Annotated in this window: 14 protein-coding genes; 12 read left to right on the top strand and 2 right to left on the bottom strand. The window is 62.5% G+C overall.

Translation table 11 applies throughout. The features are described from left to right. The first annotated feature begins 59 nt into the window (after nt 1–59). Nucleotides 60–548: a hypothetical protein gene (locus F753_RS35550; RefSeq protein ID WP_014818874.1), complete on the top strand. Its 489-nt coding sequence runs from the start codon at nt 60–62 to the stop codon at nt 546–548. 87 nt (nt 549–635) lie between these two features. On the opposite strand, the gene aceF is transcribed toward F753_RS35550, so the two are convergent. Both aceF and aceE read right to left on the bottom strand, forming a co-directional pair. Next, nucleotides 636–2,642, bottom strand: a complete 2,007-nt coding sequence (gene aceF, locus F753_RS35545; RefSeq protein WP_023445208.1) for a dihydrolipoyllysine-residue acetyltransferase — start codon at nt 2,640–2,642, stop codon at nt 636–638. Between the two features lie 27 nt (nt 2,643–2,669). Beyond that, complete coding sequence (aceE, locus tag F753_RS35540; RefSeq protein WP_031297582.1) at nt 2,670–5,315, bottom strand: pyruvate dehydrogenase (acetyl-transferring), homodimeric type; 2,646 nt, start codon at nt 5,313–5,315, stop codon at nt 2,670–2,672. A gap of 266 nt (nt 5,316–5,581) precedes the next feature. Here aceE and glnE point away from each other — a divergent pair, with 266 nt between their 5' ends. From glnE to F753_RS35485, 11 genes are all read left to right on the top strand, one after another. After that, a complete protein-coding gene (gene glnE, locus F753_RS35535) occupies nt 5,582–8,527 on the top strand; it encodes a bifunctional [glutamate--ammonia ligase]-adenylyl-L-tyrosine phosphorylase/[glutamate--ammonia-ligase] adenylyltransferase (RefSeq protein WP_023445088.1) in 2,946 nt (981 codons plus the stop codon). A 49-nt stretch (nt 8,528–8,576) separates the two neighbouring features. Continuing rightward, a complete protein-coding gene (ilvE, locus tag F753_RS35530; protein WP_023445089.1) occupies nt 8,577–9,500 on the top strand; it encodes a branched-chain-amino-acid transaminase in 924 nt (307 codons plus the stop codon). A gap of 74 nt (nt 9,501–9,574) precedes the next feature. Next, nucleotides 9,575–10,609: a lipopolysaccharide heptosyltransferase II gene (gene waaF / locus F753_RS35525; RefSeq protein ID WP_023445090.1), complete on the top strand. Its 1,035-nt coding sequence runs from the start codon at nt 9,575–9,577 to the stop codon at nt 10,607–10,609. Then, nucleotides 10,610–11,611: a lipopolysaccharide heptosyltransferase I gene (waaC, locus tag F753_RS35520; RefSeq protein WP_023445091.1), complete on the top strand. Its 1,002-nt coding sequence runs from the start codon at nt 10,610–10,612 to the stop codon at nt 11,609–11,611. Then, nucleotides 11,611–12,732 (top strand): glycosyltransferase family 4 protein, encoded by a 1,122-nt coding sequence (locus F753_RS35515; protein WP_023445092.1) that lies wholly within the window; start codon nt 11,611–11,613, stop codon nt 12,730–12,732. Before waaC ends, F753_RS35515 begins: the two co-directional genes overlap by 1 nt. A gap of 43 nt (nt 12,733–12,775) precedes the next feature. Next, the gene (gene rfaP, locus F753_RS35510) at nt 12,776–13,582 is read left to right on the top strand and encodes a lipopolysaccharide core heptose(I) kinase RfaP (protein WP_023445093.1); all 807 of its coding nucleotides are present in this window, start codon (nt 12,776–12,778) and stop codon (nt 13,580–13,582) included. Continuing rightward, a complete protein-coding gene (locus F753_RS35505; RefSeq protein ID WP_023445094.1) occupies nt 13,582–14,316 on the top strand; it encodes a lipopolysaccharide kinase InaA family protein in 735 nt (244 codons plus the stop codon). The genes rfaP and F753_RS35505 overlap by 1 nt, the downstream gene beginning before the upstream one ends. Continuing rightward, nucleotides 14,313–15,056: a lipopolysaccharide kinase InaA family protein gene (locus F753_RS35500; protein ID WP_014818884.1), complete on the top strand. Its 744-nt coding sequence runs from the start codon at nt 14,313–14,315 to the stop codon at nt 15,054–15,056. The genes F753_RS35505 and F753_RS35500 overlap by 4 nt, the downstream gene beginning before the upstream one ends. Further along, on the top strand, nt 15,056–16,501 hold the full coding sequence (locus F753_RS35495; RefSeq protein WP_014818885.1) for a BUD32 family EKC/KEOPS complex subunit: 1,446 nt from the start codon (nt 15,056–15,058) through the stop codon (nt 16,499–16,501). The genes F753_RS35500 and F753_RS35495 overlap by 1 nt, the downstream gene beginning before the upstream one ends. Before the next feature lie 12 nt (nt 16,502–16,513). Further along, nucleotides 16,514–18,268, top strand: coding sequence for a carbamoyltransferase family protein (locus F753_RS35490; protein ID WP_014818886.1), 1,755 nt, complete (start codon nt 16,514–16,516; stop codon nt 18,266–18,268). Next, entirely contained in the window at nt 18,255–19,172 is a 918-nt protein-coding gene (locus tag F753_RS35485; RefSeq protein WP_014818887.1) for a glycosyltransferase family 2 protein, read from the top strand. The genes F753_RS35490 and F753_RS35485 overlap by 14 nt, the downstream gene beginning before the upstream one ends. Nucleotide 19,173: the final 1 nt, after the last annotated feature.

The following is a 19,173-nucleotide window of genomic DNA, read 5'->3' as shown; positions in this document are numbered from 1 at the left end:
AATTTCGGCAAGGGTGCATCATGCGACAGGGACTGACAAGTCGGCTTGCAAAGTTAGTGATGGTCTCGGTTCTCTGCGTGATCGGAACACCTCTGATCGCGAGTGAAGTGGTGGAGTTCGGCTCGGATGAGTCGGCTCGCTATCTCACTGAATTGAAAAAGCTTTATCTCACCAGCAGTGATCGCGAAGCGCTGCTCGCGCATAGTAACGGATTGCTCGATACCTACGCATTGCGAGCGGGTTATCAGGTTGGTCAGGCCAATCCGCAGGACTTTCTCTACGAGCTGAGCGTGGCCACTCCTGGCGAGTTGCGCATACGCGAGGAAGTCCGCAGCAGCAGCGGCGGTGTTGCCGTACGCAACCGCAGTCTGTCGGTATTCGGGCTTGATCCCTACCTGCAATATCAGTGTCCTGCGCAAGGGTTCAGTTGTTCGATCAGCAGCCCCATCGACGGCCTGCCCTTGCTGGTCATTCTGCGCGACCCCCAGGGTGCCGAAGAGCTGGCCAAGGCACTGTCTTTTCTGATTCGTAATCTGCAGAAGGGTTGACGCAGCAGTTGGTGCGCGTGATCCCTGCACAATAGAAAACGCCGCATCTTCTTCAGAGGATGCGGCGTTTTTCGTTTGGCTCAGCCGTTACAGCAGCAGGGTGCGGATATCCGCCAGCAGCTCCGACAGCCGTTTGGTGAAGCGTGCGGCAGCAGCCCCGTTGATTACACGGTGATCGTAGGACAGCGAGAGCGGCAACATCAGGCGCGGCTCGAATGCCTTGCCGTCCCAGACTGGCTGCATCGTCGCCTTGGATACCCCGAGAATCGCCACTTCCGGCGCGTTGACGATCGGCGTGAAGCCGGTGCCGCCAATGTGGCCAAGGCTGGAAATGGTGAAGCAGGCACCCTGCATGGCGTCAGGCGAGAGCTTCTTGCTGCGCGCTTTCTCCGCCAGCTCGGCCGCTTCGCCAGCCAACTGCAGCAAACTCTTCTGATCCACGTTCTTGATCACCGGGACCATCAGGCCATCCGGCGTATCCACGGCGAAGCCGATGTGCACATACTTCTTGCGGATCAGTGCCTTGCCGCTTGGCGCCAGCGAGCTGTTGAAGTCCGGCAGCTCCTTGAGCAGGTGCGCACACGCCTTGAGCAACAACGGCAGCACGGTGAGCTTGACGCCGGCCTTCTCGGCGGCAGCCTTCTGGGAGACGCGGAAAGCCTCCAGTTCGGTGATGTCGGCCGATTCGAACTGGGTCACGTGCGGTACGTTCAGCCAGCTGCGGTGCAGGTTGGCTGCGCCGATCTGCATCAGGCGCGACATCGCGACTTCTTCGACTTCGCCGAACTTGCTGAAGTCCACGGCCGGGATCGGCGGAATGCCGGCACCACCCGAGGCACCTTCGGCCGGAGCCTGCTTGGCCTTGTGCAGCATGTTCTTGACGTAGGCCTGGACATCTTCCTTGAGAATCCGGCCCTTGGGACCGGTGGCCGGAACATCGGCCAGGTCGACGCCGTACTCGCGCGCGGTCATGCGAACCGCCGGCCCGGCGTGAACCTTGGTGCCGGCCTTGCTCGGACCGCTGACGGCCGGAGCCGGCGTCGCCGCGGCCTTCGCCTCCGGTACGCCCTGCTTGTTCGGTGCGACGGCCTGCTGCTGGGAAACGGCCTCCTGCGGCCTGCTCTCGGCCTTTTTCGCTGGCGCCGAGCCCTGGACCTTGAGGGTCAGGATCAGGTCGCCGGTCTTGGCATCGTCACCCACCTTGATCGACAGCGACTCCACCACGCCCGCCTTGGGCGCCGGAATTTCCATGCTGGCCTTGTCGGATTCCAAGGTGATCAGCGACTGGTCCGCCTCGACGCTGTCGCCAGCCTTGATCATGACTTCGATGACCTTGGCGCTGCCGCTGGAACCGATGTCCGGAATACGAACCTCCTCCACGGACTCGCCTGCAGTTTCGGCCGGTGCTTCTGCGGCCTGCTCGGTCAGTTTCTCCTTGGCCGGGCTTTGTGCCTGGCTGGTCGGAGCACTGGCCGCTCCCGGCTTGCTCGAGGCGGTACCCTTGAGGATCAGGATCAGATCGCCGGTACCGACTTCGTCGCCCACCTTGACCGAAATGCTCTCGACTACGCCAGCGGCTGGAGAGGGGATCTCCATGCTGGCCTTGTCGGACTCGAGAGTGATCAGCGGTTGCTCGGCGGCGATGGTATCGCCGGCCTTCACTGATATCTCGATCACGCTGGCCTTGCCGGAGGAGCCGATGTCCGGAACCTTGATTTCCTGCGACTCGCCTTCCTCGGCGGAGGCCGAAGAATTGTCATCTCCCGGAGGCGTAGGTGCTTCGGCTTCATCAGTCGGGCCGCCAGTGCTGGCAGCGGCAGGCTCGGCCGCGGCTTGCGCCGGCGCTTCGCTGTCAGTTCCTTCTTCGCTTTCCAGCTCAAGTAGCTCGTCACCTTCTTTCAGGCGGTCGCCGAGCTTGACCTTCAAGGCCTTCACGACGCCAGCCTTGGGTGCCGGGATTTCCATGCTGGCCTTGTCGGACTCCAGCGTCAGGATGCTCTGGTCCGCTTCGATACGGTCGCCGACCTTGACGAACAACTCGATTACTTCACCCTCACCGCTGCCGATGTCGGGTACGCGTATGGTTTCACTCACAATAGGTTCTCCTGTGCGCACGCAGCATCAGCAATCCAGCGGATTGCGCTTCTCGGGGTCGATACCGAACTCGGTGATGGCATTGGCCACCACGGTGCGTTCGATGGCGCCGCGATCGGCGAGTGCCTGCAGTGCCGCGACGGCAACCCAGCGGCGGTCGACTTCGAAGAAGTCACGCAGCTTGGCGCGCGAGTCGCTGCGGCCGAAGCCGTCAGTGCCGAGCACCTGGTATTCGCGCGACGGAACCCACTGACGGATCTGATCGGCGAACAGCTTCATGTAGTCGGTCGAGGCCACTACCGGGCCTTCGCGGCCTTCCAGACACTGCTCGACATAGCTCTTGCGCGGCTCCTCGGTCGGGTGCAGACGGTTCCAGCGGTCGACCGCCAGGCCATCGCGACGCAGCTCGTTGAAGCTGGTTACGCTCCAGACGTCGGAGCCGACGCCCATCTTGGCGAGGATATCCACCGCAGCACGCACTTCACGCAGGATGGTGCCGGAACCCAGCAGCTGTACGCGGTGCTTGAAGTCGCCCTTGGCTTCCTCGAGCAGGTACATGCCCTTGATGATGCCGTCCTCGACACCCTGCGGCATGGCCGGCTGCTGGTAGTTCTCGTTCATCACGGTGATGTAGTAGTAGACGCTCTTCTGCAGCTCCATCATCTCGTGCATGCCGTGATGCATGATTACCGCCAGCTCATAGCCGTAGGTGGGGTCATAGCTGCGGCAGTTGGGGATGGTGCTGGCGAGGATGTGGCTATGGCCGTCCTCGTGTTGCAGGCCTTCGCCGTTCAGCGTGGTACGCCCGGAGGTGCCGCCTAGCAGGAAACCGCGAGTCTGGGCATCGCCGGCCGCCCAGGCCAGGTCGCCGATGCGCTGGAAGCCGAACATCGAATAGAAGATGTAGACCGGCAGCATCGGCTGGTTGTAGTTGCTGTAGGCGGTACCCGCCGCGATGAACGAGGAGAAGGCGCCGGCTTCGTTCAGGCCTTCCTGCAGGATTTGACCATCCTTCTCTTCGCGGTAATACATCACCTGGTCGCGGTCGACCGGCTCGTACAGCTGCCCTACCGGGGAATAAATACCCAGCTGACGGAACATGCCTTCCATGCCGAAGGTGCGCGCCTCGTCGGCGAGGATCGGCACGATGCGCTTGCCCAGATCCTTGTCCTTCACCAGCTGCGAGAGAATCCGGCCGAAGGCCATAGTGGTGGAGATCTCGCGATCACCGGAACCGTCGAGCACTGCTTTGAGGGTGTCCAGCGGCGGCGTCGGGATGCTGAAACTCTTCGGCCGGCGCTGCGGCAGCGAGCCACCGAGTTTCTCGCGGCACCTGCGCAGGTAGCGCATCTCAGCGCTGTCTTCGGCCGGACGGTAGAACGGCAGTTCTTCGAGCTGCGAATCGTTGACCGGGATGTCGAAGCGGTCGCGGAATTTCTTCAGGCTGTCGATATCGACTTTCTTGGTGTTGTGGGCGATGTTCTTCGCCTCTCCGGCACCGGTGCCGTAGCCCTTGATGGTCTTGGCCAGGATGACTGTCGGCTGGCCCTTGTGGTTGACCGCCTGGTGGTAGGCCGCATAGACCTTGTACGGATCGTGGCCGCCGCGGTTGAGCTTCCAGACTTCCTCGTCGGACATGCTCTCGACACGCTTGAGCAGCTCAGGGTCAGCACCGAAGAAATGCTTGCGCACATAGGCGCCGTCTTTGGCCTTGTAGTTCTGGTATTCGCCGTCGATGGCTTCGTCCATGCGGCGCTGCATGCGGCCGTCTTCGTCGGCGGCGAACAGTGGGTCCCACAGGCGGCCCCAGACGACCTTGTTGACGTTCCAGTTGGCGCCTTTGAATACGCCTTCCAGCTCCTGGATGATCTTGCTGTTGCCGCGTACCGGGCCGTCCAGACGCTGCAGGTTGCAGTTGATGACGAACACCAGGTTGTCGAGATTCTCACGGCCGGCCAGGGAAATGGCGCCGAGGGTTTCCGGCTCGTCGCACTCGCCGTCACCGATGAAGCACCAGACGCGCTGCTTGCCTTTCGGAATGAAGCCGCGGTTTTCCAGGTACTTCATGAAGCGCGCCTGGTAGATCGCGGTGATCGGGCCGAGGCCCATGGACACGGTCGGGAACTGCCAGAAGTCCGGCATCAGGTGCGGGTGCGGGTAGCTCGACAGGCCCTTGCCATCGACTTCCTGGCGGAAGTTGAGCATCTGGTCTTCGCTCAGGCGGCCTTCGAGAAAGGCGCGGGCGTAAATGCCAGGGGAGGCATGCCCCTGATAGTAGATCAGGTCGCCGCCGTGCTCTTCCGTTGGGGCCTGGAAGAAATAGTTGAAACCGATGTCGTAGAGGGTCGCGCTGGAAGCGAAGGTGGAGATGTGCCCACCCAGATCCGGATCCTTGAGGTTGGCGCGCATCACCATGGCCAGTGCGTTCCAGCGAACCAGAGAGCGAATGCGGCGCTCCATGAACAGGTCGCCAGGCATCTTGGCTTCACGGGTAACGGGGATGGTGTTGCGGTACGGCGTGGTGATGCCGTAGGGCAGGGGGGTGCCGCTACGTGTGGCCAGTTCACCCATCCGGGTCATCAGGTAGTGAGCGCGGTCTTCACCCTCGCGGTCGAGGACGGACTCGAGGGCGTCCAGCCATTCCTGGGTTTCGACGGGATCGAGATCTTGCATGGCTTGCTCCATGGCGGAAAGGCTTCCAGAATCGGTTGCCTGTTCGCGACCGGCTTTGTGGGCCGGTGCGTGTAATGTTCTTGGACGAGTGCCGGGGGTAGGACCGGGCGTCTGTAGTTTTACTACAAAATGACGTCGGGATCAGCCCCCTGAAATACTCTTTAGTAGTAAAACTACAGATCAGCGGCGCTGGCATTTTCCTGAGAAAGGCATCTGCGAGGCTCTGAATCGCGCGGTTTCACTGTGTTGCTGTGAAGGAAACCTCAATGAGTCTGCCATCGCTGGTTGCATTGCCGCCCTCGCTTCTGCCTTTTGTCAGTCGTGCCGAAGAGTCGTTCCTCGCTGCTGCCGGCAGCCTGTCGGATGCCATTGCGGCACGTTGCCGCGCCTGGCTGGTGGAGCAGCGCGAGGCGTTTGGCCGGGTCTGTGCGGCGAGCGACTTCGTCAGCGAACAGGTTAGTCGAGATCCGCAGATGCTGCTGCAGCTGGCCGAGCTGGGCTGGTTGGACAGATCGCTCGCGCCGGTCGAGATGCGTGACGCACTGAGCGAGCAGGTCGCCGCGTGCGACAGCGAGGATGCCTTGGCGCTGACCCTGCGCCGCTTCCGGACGCGCCAGCAGGTGCGGATCATCTGGCGCGACCTGACCCGTCAGGCCGAGCTTGCCGAAACCTGTCGCGACCTCTCCGATCTCGCCGACGCGTCGGTCGATCTGGCCTATCACTGGCTGTATGTGCGTCATTGCGAGCAGTTCGGCATACCCACCGGGCGTCGCAGCGGCAACCCGCAACACATGGTCATCCTTGGCATGGGCAAGCTGGGCGCCCATGAGCTGAATCTGTCCTCGGACATCGACCTGATCTTCGGGTACCCCGAGGGGGGCGAAACCGTGGGCGCCAAGCGCTCGCTGGACAATCAGGAGTTCTTCGTCCGGCTCGGTCAGCGGCTGATCAAGTCGCTGGACGCCATCACCGTCGATGGCTTCGTCTTCCGCGTCGATATGCGCCTACGCCCGTACGGTTCGTCTGGTCCGCTGGTCTACAGCTTCAACGCGCTGGAACAGTACTACCAGGACCAGGGGCGTGACTGGGAGCGCTACGCGATGATCAAGGCGCGTGTCATCGGTGGCGACCAGCAGGCCGGCAAGGAGCTGCTGGAAATGCTGCGGCCGTTCGTCTATCGGCGCTACCTTGATTTCTCCGCCATCGAAGCGCTGCGCACCATGAAGCAGCTGATCCAGCAGGAAGTGCGGCGCAAGGGCATGGCTTCGAATATCAAGCTGGGTGCCGGTGGCATCCGCGAGGTGGAGTTCATCGCCCAGGCGTTTCAGCTGATTCACGGCGGGCGCGATCTCAGCCTGCAACAGCGGCCGTTGCTCAAGGTGCTGGCTACCCTGGAAGGTCAGGGCTATCTGCCGGGTGCAGCGGTGACGGAGCTGCGCGAAGGCTATGAGTTTCTGCGCTATACCGAGCATGCGCTGCAGGCCATCGCCGATCGCCAGACGCAGATGCTGCCGGAGACTGAAGTCGACTGCGCGCGGGTCGCCTTCATGCTCGGTTTCGACAGCTGGCAGGCCTTCCACGAGCAGCTGTTGCACTGGCGTGGGCGTATCGACTGGCATTTTCACCAGGTTATCGCCGACCCGGACGAGGACGAGAATGCCGAAGGCGAGGCGCTGGTCGGCGGCGAGTGGCTGCCGCTGTGGGAGCAGGACTGGGACGAGGAGTTTGCCTGTCGACAGCTTTCCGAAGCCGGGTTCCGTGATGGTCAGGTTGCCTGTCAGCGCCTCGCCGCGCTGCGCAATGCCAGTCAGGTCAGGACCATGCAGCGTCTCGGCCGTGAGCGACTGGACGCCTTCATTCCTCGTCTGCTGGCGCAGGCTGTCGAGCAGGACGACCCTGATCTGGTGCTCGAGCGCGTGCTGCCATTGGTCGAGGCGGTGGCCCGGCGTTCGGCCTATCTCGTATTGCTGACCGAAAATCCCAGCGCGCTGCAGCGCTTGCTCGAACTCTGCGCGGCCAGCCCGTGGGTCGCCGAGCAGATCGCGCGGTTCCCGTTGCTGCTCGACGAATTGCTCAACGCCGGTCGTTTGTATAGCCCGCCGCTGGCGCCGGAGCTGGCTGCCGAGTTGCGTGAGCGGCTGATGCGTATTCCCGAGGATGACCTTGAGCAGCAGATGGAGGCGCTGCGTCATTTCAAGCTGGCGCATCGCCTGCGCGTCGCAGCCTCGGAGATCGCAGGGACGCTGCCGTTGATGAAGGTCAGTGACTACCTGACCTGGCTGGCGGAGGCCATTCTGCAGGAAGTGCTGACCCTGGCCTGGCGCCACACTGTCGCGCGTCATGGTCAGCCGCGGCGCAGCGACGGCACGCTGTGCGATCCGGCCTTCGTCATCGTCGGTTACGGCAAGGTCGGCGGGATCGAGCTCGGTCACGGTTCTGACCTGGACCTGGTGTTCATCCATGACGGCGACCCTGCCGCCGAGACCAATGGCGCCAAGCCCATCGACACCGCGCAGTTCTTTACCCGTCTCGGTCAGCGCATCATTCATCTGCTGACCACCCAGACCACCTCCGGCCAGCTGTACGAGGTGGACATGCGCCTGCGTCCGTCCGGCGCTTCCGGGCTGCTAGTCAGCTCCCTCGGCGCCTTCGAGCGCTACCAGGGTCAGGAAGCCTGGACCTGGGAGCACCAGGCGCTGGTGCGTGCGCGGGTACTGGTTGGCTGTCCGCAGCTGACCGCCGACTTCGAACGGGTGCGCGCCGGTGTGCTCGGTCGTGAGCGTGATCTGGATGCGCTGCGTCGCGAAGTCAGCGACATGCGCGCGAAGATGCGCGAGAACCTCGGGACCCGCGCGACACATGCGGGGACTGCCGAGCAAGCCTTCGACGGCGCGGCCGAGTTCAATCTCAAGCAGGACGCCGGTGGTATCGTGGATATCGAATTTATGGTGCAATACGCGGCTTTGGCGTGGTCGCACCAGCATCCCGAACTGCTGCGCTATACCGATAACATCCGCATTCTCGATGGGTTGGAGCAGGCCGGGTTGATGACCGGCGATGAGGTTCGGCTGCTGCAGGATGCCTACAAGGCCTACCGCGCCGCAGCGCACCGGCAATCACTGCAGAAGCAGCCCGGAGTGGTGAGTGGGGATCAATTCCACGACGAGCGCCGCGCTGTCATGCGTATCTGGCGTGAGTTGGGCCTAAGCTGAGCCCCTCGTCGGGCTACTGGCAAATTCGAATTCTGAGGAGCTGGCAACGATGTCGATGGCCGATCGTGATGGCGTCATCTGGTATGACGGCGAACTGGTGCAGTGGCGTGATGCGACCACCCATGTGCTGACCCATACCCTGCACTACGGCATGGGCGTATTCGAAGGCGTACGCGCCTACAACACCCCGGACGGCACGGCGATCTTCCGCCTGCAGGCGCACACCGACCGCCTGTTCGATTCGGCACACATCATGAACATGCCGATGCCATACTCGAAGGAAGAGATCAACGAAGCGACCCGCGCCGCAGTGCGCGAGAACAACCTGGAAAGCGCCTACATCCGCCCGATGGTGTTCTACGGAAGCGAAGGCATGGGCCTGCGCGCCAGCGGCCTGAAAGTGCACGTGATCGTCGCCGCCTGGCACTGGGGCGCCTACATGGGCGACGAGGCGCTGGAACTGGGCATCAAGGTGCGCACCAGCTCCTTCACCCGTCACCACGTCAACATCACCATGACCCGCGCCAAGTCCAACGGTGCCTACATCAACTCGATGCTGGCCCTGCAGGAAGCCATTTCCGGTGGCGCTGACGAAGCTTTGATGCTGGATCCTGAAGGCTACGTGGCCGAAGGTTCGGGCGAGAACATCTTCATCATCAAGGATGGCGTGATCTACACCCCGGAAGTGACCGCCTGCCTGAATGGCATCACTCGTGGCACCGTGCTGACCCTGGCCGCCGAGCACGGCCTGAAGGTGGTCGAGAAGCGCATCACCCGCGACGAGGTCTATATCGCCGATGAAGCCTTCTTCACCGGAACTGCCGCAGAGGTGACGCCGATTCGCGAAGTCGATGGCCGCGCCATCGGCATCGGTCGTCGTGGCCCAGTGACCGAAAAGTTGCAGAAGGCCTACTTCGATCTGGTCTCCGGCAAGACCGCTGCTCATGCCGAATGGCGGACACTGGTCAAGTAAGCGCAGGCGCCAAGCTGCACGCGGCCGATGGTTTGCCGCTTGCAGCTTGAGGCTCGTGGCTTGAAGCTGCCCTTATGAATATTCTGATTGTGGGACCCAGCTGGGTTGGCGACATGGTGATGGCGCAGACGTTGTTCGTCTGCCTGAAACAGCGCCATCCCGACTGCCAGATCGATGTGCTGGCACCCGAGTGGAGCCGGCCGATTCTCGAGCGCATGCCCGAGGTGCGCCAGGCGCTTAGCTTTCCGGTCGGGCACGGCGTGCTCGACATGGCGACCCGGCGCAAAGTTGCGCAGAGCCTGCGTGGTCAGTACGAGCAGGCGATCCTCTTGCCCAATTCGTTGAAGTCGGCGCTGGTGCCGTTCTTCGCCGGTATTCCCAAGCGCACCGGCTGGCGCGGCGAAATGCGCTTCGGCCTGCTCAACGACATGCGCAAGCTCGACAAACAACGCTATCCGCTGATGATCGAACGCTTCATGGCGCTGGCGTTCGAGCCGGGCGCCGAGTTGCCCAGACCGTATCCGAACCCTTCGCTGCGTATCGACCCCGTGACTCGCGATGTGGCACTGGCACGTTTCGGCCTGAGCCTGGATCGTCCGGTACTGGCGCTCTGTCCAGGTGCCGAATTTGGCGAGTCCAAGCGCTGGCCGGCCGAGCACTTCGCCAAGGTCGCCGAGCTGAAGATTCGTGAGGGCTGGCAGGTCTGGCTGTTCGGCTCGAAAAACGACCACTCGGTGGGCGAGGAAATCCTCGCGCGATTGATTCCTGGGTTGCGCGAAGAGGCGGTGAACCTGGCCGGCGAGACCAGCCTGGCCGAGGCTATCGATCTGCTCTCCTGCGCTGACGCAGTGGTGTCCAACGACTCCGGCCTGATGCACGTGTCAGCCGCGCTGGGCCGGCCTCTGGCTGCAGTCTATGGCTCGACGTCACCGGCCTTCACCCCGCCGCTTTCCGAGCAGGTCGAGGTGGTCCGGCTGGGTCTCGACTGCAGCCCCTGTTTTGAACGCACCTGCCGCTTCGGCCACAACAACTGCATGCGCGAGCTGAAGCCGCGCGCGGTGATCGAGGCGCTGGATCGCCTGGCCCCGCAGTCAGTTGAGGTGCGCTGATTGAAGGTCCTGCTGGTCAAGACCTCGTCGTTGGGCGATGTCGTGCATACCCTGCCGGCGCTGACCGATGCGCAGCGGGCGCTGCCTGGCATCCAGTTCGACTGGGTCGTGGAGGAGGGCTTCGCCGAGATCCCGGCCTGGCATCCAGCGGTGGCGCAGGTGATTCCGGTGGCGATTCGTCGCTGGCGCAAACATCCGATCAATACCCTGCGCAGCGGCGAGTGGCGACGCTTCAAGGCGCGCCTGCGCGAAAGTCGTTATGACCTGGTGATCGATGCCCAGGGCTTGCTCAAGAGCGCCTGGCTGACCCGCTACGTCAAGGCGCCGGTCGCCGGGTTGGACCACGATTCGGCCCGCGAGCCGCTGGCGACACGCTTCTATGATCGGTGCTATGCCGTGCCGCGTGAGCAGCATGCGCTGGAGCGGGTGCGTCAGCTGTTCGCTCAGGCGCTCGGTTACCCGCTGCGGCAGGATGTTGCCGACTACGGCCTAAATCGTGAGCAGATGGCCGCGCCCAGCGATCAGCCGTATCTGCTGTTTCTGCACGGCACCACTTGGCCGAGCAAGCACTGGCCGGAAACCTACTGGCGCGAACTGGCCGAACGCATGAGCGATTTCGGCTGGGCGATTCGCCTGCCATGGGGCAATGCCGAAGAGAAGGCGCGGGCCGAACGCATCGTCAGCGGTGTGGCCAACGCCGCGGTGCTGCCGAAGCTCAATCTGGCCGGTGTTGCACGGGTCATCGCTGGTGCGCGGGCTTGCGTCGCAGTGGATACCGGCCTCGGTCATCTGGCCGCGGCGCTGGATGTGCCGAGCATTTCGCTTTATGGTCCGACCCTGCCCGGGCGGGTCGGCGCCTATGGGCGCTCGCAGGTGCACCTGTGCGCCAGCGGACCGAACGCCGGTCGCGGTGATCGCCACAAGCCTTGTTTCGACGATCTGCGCCCTGAGCGCGTCGTCACCGAACTGAAAGCCCTGCTGCGGGCCCCGGAGTCCGTCTGATGCAACTGGCCTTCATTCTCTACAAGTACTTCCCTTTTGGTGGTCTACAGCGCGATTTCATGCGCATTGCCCTCGAATGCCAGCGTCGCGGCCACGCGATCCGCGTCTACGCGATGATCTGGGAAGGTGACGTGCCCGAAGGCTTCGAGGTGCTGATCGCGCCGGTCAAGGCGCTGTTCAACCACACCCGCAACGAGCGCTTCACCGCCTGGGTCGAGGCCGATCTGGCGCGGCGGCCGGTGGACCGGGTGATCGGCTTCAACAAGATGCCGGGACTCGACGTGTATTACGCCGCCGACCCCTGCTTCGAGGACAAGGCGCAGACCCTGCGCAATCCGATCTACCGCCGCTGGGGTCGCTACAAGCACTTCGCCGAGTACGAGCGCGCGGTGTTTGCGCCCGAGGCGAAGACCGAAATCCTGATGATCTCCGAGGTGCAGCAGCCGCTGTTCGTCAAACACTACGGCACGCCCGCCGAACGCTTTCACCTGTTGCCGCCGGGCATCGCCCAGGATCGCCGCGCGCCGGCCAATGCCGCGCAGATCCGTGCCGAGTTTCGCGAGGAATTCGAGGTGCGGCCCGAGGAGCTGCTGCTGGTGCAGATCGGTTCCGGTTTCAAGACCAAGGGTCTGGACCGCAGCCTCAAGGCGCTTGCCGCATTGCCGCGCGAACTGAGTCAGCGCACCCGCCTGCTGGTAATCGGCCAGGACGATCCCAAGCCGTTCAAGCTGCAGGCCAAGACGCTGGGCGTTTCCGGCATGGTCGAATTCCTCAAGGGGCGCAGCGATATCCCGCGGTTCCTGCTGGGCGCCGATCTGCTGATCCACCCAGCCTACAATGAGAACACCGGTACCGTACTGCTGGAAGCGCTGGTCGCCGGGCTGCCGGTGCTGGTCACCGATGTATGTGGCTATGCGCACTACATTACCGACGCCGACTGCGGTCGCGTGGTGCCCAGCCCCTTCGAGCAGCAGGTGCTCGACCAGATGCTGGCGCAGATGCTGGCCGATGATCAGCAACGCGCGGTCTGGAGTCGCAATGCTCTGACGTTCGCCGGCACGGCGGACCTTTATTCGATGCCGCAGAAGGCGGCAGACGTGATTCTCGGGGCAAGCGCATGAGCGCTACAGCTCGGTCAGCGCCCTGCCGATTGGCGGAGGCTCCATGCGCCTGATGCTATTGGAGCCGTTCAAAAGCCTCTGGCACGGCGAGGACCCGTTCGTCGAAGTCGAGCGTCTCGACGGGCAGGTGTACCGCGAGCTGGAGGGGCGACGCACGCTGCGTACCGAAGTCGAAGGCCAGGGTTACTTCGTCAAGATTCATCGCGGTATCGGTTGGGGCGAGATCGCCAAGAACCTGCTTACCGCCAAGGCGCCCGTTCTCGGTGCTGGCCAGGAATGGCGAGCAATCCAGCGGTTGCACGAAGTGGGTGTGCCGACCATGACCGCGGTGGCTTACGGCGAGCGCGGAGCCAATCCGGCGAGCCAGCATTCGTTCATCATCACCGAAGAACTGGCCCCGACCGTCAGCCTCGAGGATTTCACGGCCAACTGGCTGGAACAGCTACCCGCACCGGCGCTCAAGCACGCCCTTATCGCCGAAGTCGCCCGCATGGCTGGCACCATGCATCGCGCCGGCGTCAATCATCGCGATTTCTACATCTGCCACTTTCTGCTGCATACCGACAAACCGGTGACAGCAAGTGATTTCCGCCTGTCGCTGATCGACCTGCACCGCGCGCAGACCCGCTCCCGGACGCCTCGGCGCTGGCGCGATAAGGATCTGGCCGGGTTGTACTTCTCGGCGCTCGAGATCGGCTTGACCCGTGGTGACAAGCTGCGCTTCCTGCGCGATTACTTTCAGCGTCCGCTGCGGGAGATTCTGCGTGACGAGTCTTCGCTGCTGGCATGGTTGCAGCGCAAGGCCGAAAGGCTGCAGGCGCGCAAGCTGCGCTATGGGGATGCGCTGTAATGGCCGGCTGGACACTGGACCCGGCCTATGCCGATCTGAGTGCGGATTTCGGCACCCTCGCGAGCGTATTCGCGTTGACAGGCGAGCGGCTGACCCAGGACCTGCTGTCGGAGGTCATTCGTATCGAGCGCAACGGTGTTCGCTATTACGTAAAGCGTTACTCCGGGGCAGGCAAGGGTTTGCGTCGATTTGTCGGCCGGCCGCGGGTCAAGGCGGAATGGCAGAATCTTATGCTGTTTCGACGTTGGGGCATCCCCACTGCTCCAATCGTGGCTTACGGTCTGGAGCGTCGTGGTGGTGCGTGTTTACGCGGCGCATTGATCACCCGCGAGCTGGAGCAGACCGATGATCTGGCCATGCTCGCCACTACACATGATGCTCGCCTCCGCGATCCGCGCTGGGTGCAAGAGGTCAGCCTGCAGCTTGCTCGCTCTACTCGGGCGATGCACGACCGGGGCTTTGCTCACAACGATCTCAAATGGCGCAATCTGCTGGTCGATCCGCAGCGTCGTCTTTATCTGATCGACTGTCCGACCGGTGCGTTCTGGCGGGGACCGTTCCTGCAGCGGCGTATCGTCAAGGACCTGGCCTGTCTGGACAAGGTCGCCAAGTACCAGCTCAGCCGAACCCAGCGCCTGCGGTTCTATCTGCAGTACTGCCAGCGCAAGCGGCTGGTAGACAAGGACAAGTCGCGCATTCGGCAGATTCTGAATTATTTCCAGGGGCGGGAATGAAGGACTTCATTGCGCAGGCTGATCGGGCGGCGCTCGAGAGACATGGTCTGGCGGGTTTTGATGCACTCTGGTCGGTGCAGCTGACTGCTGTGGATGAGCCCAATGTCGAGCGCGGTGGCTGGAGCAGTGTCTTCCGGCTCGAGCTCGATGACTCGGCGTTCTACCTCAAGCGGCAGAGCGATCATCTGACTCGCACACTGGCGCACCCCTTTGGCGAGCCAACCTTCGCCCGGGAGTTTCGCAATATCCGTCGTTATGCGCGGCTTGGCGTGCCGGCGCTGCAGGCCAGCTTCTTCGGGCAGCGCAAGGTCGGCGGCGAACGGCGCGCTGTTCTGCTGACGCGTGCGCTGGATGGATGGATGGATTTGGACGAATTGCTGAAGCGATGGCCGGAGCTTGGCGAATCAAATCACCAAGCGATCCTCGTTGCAGTCGGCGGATTGGCGCGTACGTTGCATCAGGCCGGACAGATGCATAGCTGCTTCTATCCCAAGCACATCTTCCTGCGTGAGCAGGGCGGTTGTTGGCAGGCCTGCCTGATCGATCTGGAGAAAACCCGCCCTCTATTGTTGGGGCGGCGCGACCGGGTCAAGGATCTGGAACCGCTCGTGCGGCGTGCAAGCGTTATCGGTAAGCAAGGCGTGCGGCATTTGCTGGAGGCCTATCTGGACGACTCTCGCCTGGTCGAGCCATGGCTGCGGCAGCTGCATCAGCGGCGCGAAGCCAAGGAGGCCCGTTAATGAGGTTGGTCGAGCTGGCCGGAGCCGGGCGAGAGCCTGCCTGCCCGTTGCAAGTCGAGTTACCGGATGGGGCGAGTCTGCATGTCGATCTTTGGCTGCGCATCCTGCCCGGGCAGCGCTATGTCGGCCGCGCGCTTTGGAACGGTCGCCAGGTACTGGCCAAGCTTATGGTGGGTGGCAAGGCGCAGCGTCACCATCGGCGCGAGGTGGCTGGCGCACAGCTGCTCGCGGATCAGCAGCTGCCAACACCTGCCCTGGTTGCTCAGGATTGGCGGGAGGGCGAGGGCGGCTGGCTGCTGTTCGACTGGCTCGATTCCTGCGAAAGCCTGTGGGAAGTCTGGTGCTCCGTTGAGGCGGAACCTGGCCTGTCGGATGCCCAGCGCGACGTGCTCGGCGAGGCGCTTGAACTGATCGCCAGGATGCATGCGCAAGGCCTTTGGCAGGCGGATCTGCATTTGGACAACCTGCTGAGAGCCGCCGGGCAGCTCTATGTGGTCGACGGCGGCGGCGTAAAGGCAGAGACGCCCGGGCAGCCGTTGTCGCGCGAGCGGGTGCTGGAGAACCTCGGCGTTTTCTTCGCCCAGCTACCGGCAGAGATCGAGCCGTTCATAGAAGAACTGCTGGTGCACTATCTGCTCGCCAACAGCGAGCATGCGTTGCCGCTGGAAGCGCTGCTGAAGGAAATCCGCAGGACGCGCGCCTGGCGCCTGAACGACTACCTGAAAAAGGTGGCGCGCAATTGCAGCCTCTTCAGCGCGCACATTGGCCCGTTCGGCGCGCAAGCGGTTCGGCGTGACGAGGCGCCTGCCTTGCAGCCGGTACTGGCTGATCCGGACGCTTTCGTTTCCCGGGGGCGGCTGTACAAGACCGGTGGCGCAGCCACCGTTGCGCAATGCGAGCTGGACGACCGGCCACTGCTGATCAAACGGTACAACATCAAGAATCCGCTGCATTGGCTCAAGCGCTTCTGGCGCCCTAGTCGCGCCTGGCATAGTTGGGTTGAAGGCAATCGCCTCGACTTTCTCGGGATCGCTACTCCACGTTTGCTAGCCGTCATCGAGCGCCGCTGGCTGTGGATGCGTGGGCCGGCGTGGCTGATTACCGAATTGCTGCGCGGAGAAGATATAATTGCGCGTTTTCAGCCGTACCTGGGTGGCTGTCCTCCAGAGGAAGAGCTGGTCGCCCTGGACCGGCTGTTCGCAGCACTGATTCGCGAGCGCATCAGTCACGGCGATCTCAAGGGGCACAACCTGTTCTGGGAGGATGACCGCTGGTCGCTGATCGACCTGGATGCCGTGCAACAACATGGCAGCGATGCCAGCTTTGCCCGGGCATATGCCAAGGACCGCGCGCGGTTCCTGCGCAACTGGCCGACCGACAGCGCCCTGTACCGGCTGCTTGACCAACGTTTACCCGCGGTGCCCGGCACCAGCATCGAAGATTAAGAGGCAATACCCGTGGCATTGACGATTCTCGGCCTTTCCGGCGCCCTCAGTCATGATCCTTCCGCCGCCCTTTACATTGACGGGAAGCTGATTGCCGCCGTTGAAGAAGAGCGCTTTGTGCGTGACAAGCATGCCAAGAACCGCATGCCGTACGAATCCGCCAAATTCTGCCTTGAGCAGGCCGGCATCAAACCGGCGGACGTCGACGTAGTGGCGATTCCGTTCGCACCCATCAGCATCTTCGAGAAGGCCCGCTGGCACTATGCCAAGCGCTACTGGTACGCGCCGGATCGTGCGCTGGATGCCATTCTCATGGGCAACCGCCGCTACTACCGGTACAAGAAGCGCATTGAGTGGTGCCTCCAGCAGCTCGGCTTCGACTTGAAGAAGGTCAAGCTGCAGCCGGTTGAGCATCATCTGGCCCACGCCTCCAGCGCCTACCATTGCTCGGGATTCACCGAGAAGACCGCCATTCTCGGCATCGACGGTAAGGGTGAGTACGCCACCACGTTCTTCGGCTGGGGCGAGAACGGCAAGATTCACAAGATCAAAGAGTTCTACGACCCGGATTCCTTAGGCGGACTGTACGGAGCGATCACCGAGTACCTCGGTTTCGAGATGCTCGATGGCGAATTCAAGGTGATGGGCATGGCGCCCTACGGCGACGCCGCCAAGTATGATTTTTCCCGCCTGGCGACGTTTGAGAACGGCGAGCTGACCATCAACACCGATTACGCCAACGTCATCGGCTTTCGTCGCTACAAGGAGAAGGGCAAGGGCTACTACTTCTCGCCGAAGCTGATCGAATGGCTGGGCCCCAAGCGGGAAGGTGACATCGCCGACGACCCCTACATCCATTACGCGGCCGCCATGCAGGCGCTGTTCGAAAAGCTTGCCCTGCAGATGATGGACTACTACCTGGGCGACATCATCCGCGAGACTGGCAAGATTGCCTTCGCCGGCGGTTGCGCGCTGAACGTGAAGCTCAACCAGAAGATCATCGCCCGTGACGACGTCAAGGAGCTGTTCGTTCAGCCGGCCTCCGGTGACGCTGGTACCGCGGTTGGTGCTGCGGCCTATGTCTCGGTGCAGCGCGGCGTGCCGGTGGAGAAGATGGAGCACGTCTATCTCGGCCCGTCTTATTCCAACGAAGACGTCATCGCTGCCTGTGCCAAGCATCCAAACAAGCCGGTGTTCAAGCAGATCGCCAACACGCCCGAGCGCATCGCCAGGATTATGGTCGATGGCAACCCCGTGGCTTGGTTTCAGGGGCGCATGGAGTTCGGCCCGCGTGCCCTTGGCGGCCGCTCGATCATTGGCTGTCCGAGCGTGCCCGGCGTGGCCGATCGCATCAACGAGCAGATCAAGTTCCGCGAGCGCTGGAGACCCTTCTGCCCGTCCATGCTCGATACCGTTGCTCCGCAGATGCTGAAGGTCGACCATCCTAGCCCGTTCATGACCTTCACCTTCGAAGTGAATGAAGGCTGGAAGGAGCGGGTCGGCGAAGTGGTCCACGAAGACGGCACTTCGCGCGCCCAGGTTCTTGAGCGTCGGCATAATCCGCGCTGGTACGACCTGATGCTGGAGCTGGAAAAGCTGACCGGCAACGGCGTGTCGTTGAACACCTCGCTGAACCGCCGCGGCGAGCCGATGATCTGCTCGCCAACCGATGCGCTGAATATGTTCTACGGCTCGGATCTGCAATACCTGATCATGGAGGACATCCTCGTGGTCAAGGAAGGCAAGGGTTGGTATGAGCACATCTGATTTGCTGATCAGTATCGTCATTCCAGCCTACAACTATGCGAAGACTTTGCCTCGCGCGGTCGAGTCCGTAATCGCTCAGTTAACTGAGCGTAGCGAGCTGTTGGTAATCGATGACGGCTCGACCGACGAGACACCTGCGGTACTTGCCGATCTGCAAGTCAAACATGCTGGACTTTTCCGTGCTATCCGCAAGCCCAACGGCGGGCTTTCCTCGGTCCGTAATCGCGGCATAGTAGAGGCCACAGGGACGTATCTGGTGTTTCTCGATGCCGATGACGAGTTGGCGCCGGATGCCCTGAGGTTGTTGAGTGAGCACCTCGCGCAACATCCGCAAACACGCATGGTAATCGGCGGCCATTGGGCTGTCTGGCCCGATGGCAAGCGCCGTGAACATCTGCCAGCGGCGCTTCCTGATGAACGGCTGGAACGGTTGCGTGGATATCTATTGGACAAGACCATCGGCCTTGCCAACGGGGCGTCCGCCATTCATCGCGACGTTTTTCGGCTCGGAAACTACCCCGAAAGCTTTAGAAATGCCGAGGACATTCCGGTCTTCAGTCAAGCACTCGCAAACTTTGAGTGCACGGTGCTTGCCGCGCCCATGGCGCTGATCTACAAGCACGATGACAGCATGAGGCACGACATCGAGCAGGATTGTGCTGTTGGGCTTGCCGTCGTCGAGGAGATATTCAACAAGGGGCGGGTGCCTGCTGCCATGTCGTCGTTACGCAGAGCATTCAAGGCTCAGCGTTGCCTTTCGCTGTTTCGTGGGCTTTTGAGCGCAGGGCGGTTTGCCGAGGCGCGTGGAATGTATCGGCAAGCGATCAGCAATGATTGGCGGGTAATTTTCAAGATGTCCTATACCCGCAAAGCGTTGCGGCTTTGGTTGAGCGGAAGACACTGAG

The organism is Stutzerimonas chloritidismutans AW-1, assembly GCF_000495915.1.
Lineage (GTDB): Bacteria > Pseudomonadota > Gammaproteobacteria > Pseudomonadales > Pseudomonadaceae > Stutzerimonas > Stutzerimonas chloritidismutans.
Note: the sequence above shows the minus strand (reverse complement) of the source record. Positions and strands in the feature narration are given on the sequence as shown.

Coding starts and splice junctions, on each gene's coding strand:
- F753_RS35550 (WP_014818874.1), top strand. CDS start 60: ATGGTCTCGGTTCTCTGCGTGATCGGAACACCTCTGATCGCGAGTGAA.
- aceE (WP_031297582.1), bottom strand. CDS start 5,315: ATGCAAGATCTCGATCCCGTCGAAACCCAGGAATGGCTGGACGCCCTC.
- glnE (WP_023445088.1), top strand. CDS start 5,582: ATGAGTCTGCCATCGCTGGTTGCATTGCCGCCCTCGCTTCTGCCTTTT.
- ilvE (WP_023445089.1), top strand. CDS start 8,577: ATGTCGATGGCCGATCGTGATGGCGTCATCTGGTATGACGGCGAACTG.
- waaF (WP_023445090.1), top strand. CDS start 9,575: ATGAATATTCTGATTGTGGGACCCAGCTGGGTTGGCGACATGGTGATG.
- F753_RS35515 (WP_023445092.1), top strand. CDS start 11,611: ATGCAACTGGCCTTCATTCTCTACAAGTACTTCCCTTTTGGTGGTCTA.
- rfaP (WP_023445093.1), top strand. CDS start 12,776: ATGCGCCTGATGCTATTGGAGCCGTTCAAAAGCCTCTGGCACGGCGAG.
- F753_RS35505 (WP_023445094.1), top strand. CDS start 13,582: ATGGCCGGCTGGACACTGGACCCGGCCTATGCCGATCTGAGTGCGGAT.
- F753_RS35500 (WP_014818884.1), top strand. CDS start 14,313: ATGAAGGACTTCATTGCGCAGGCTGATCGGGCGGCGCTCGAGAGACAT.
- F753_RS35495 (WP_014818885.1), top strand. CDS start 15,056: ATGAGGTTGGTCGAGCTGGCCGGAGCCGGGCGAGAGCCTGCCTGCCCG.
- F753_RS35485 (WP_014818887.1), top strand. CDS start 18,255: ATGAGCACATCTGATTTGCTGATCAGTATCGTCATTCCAGCCTACAAC.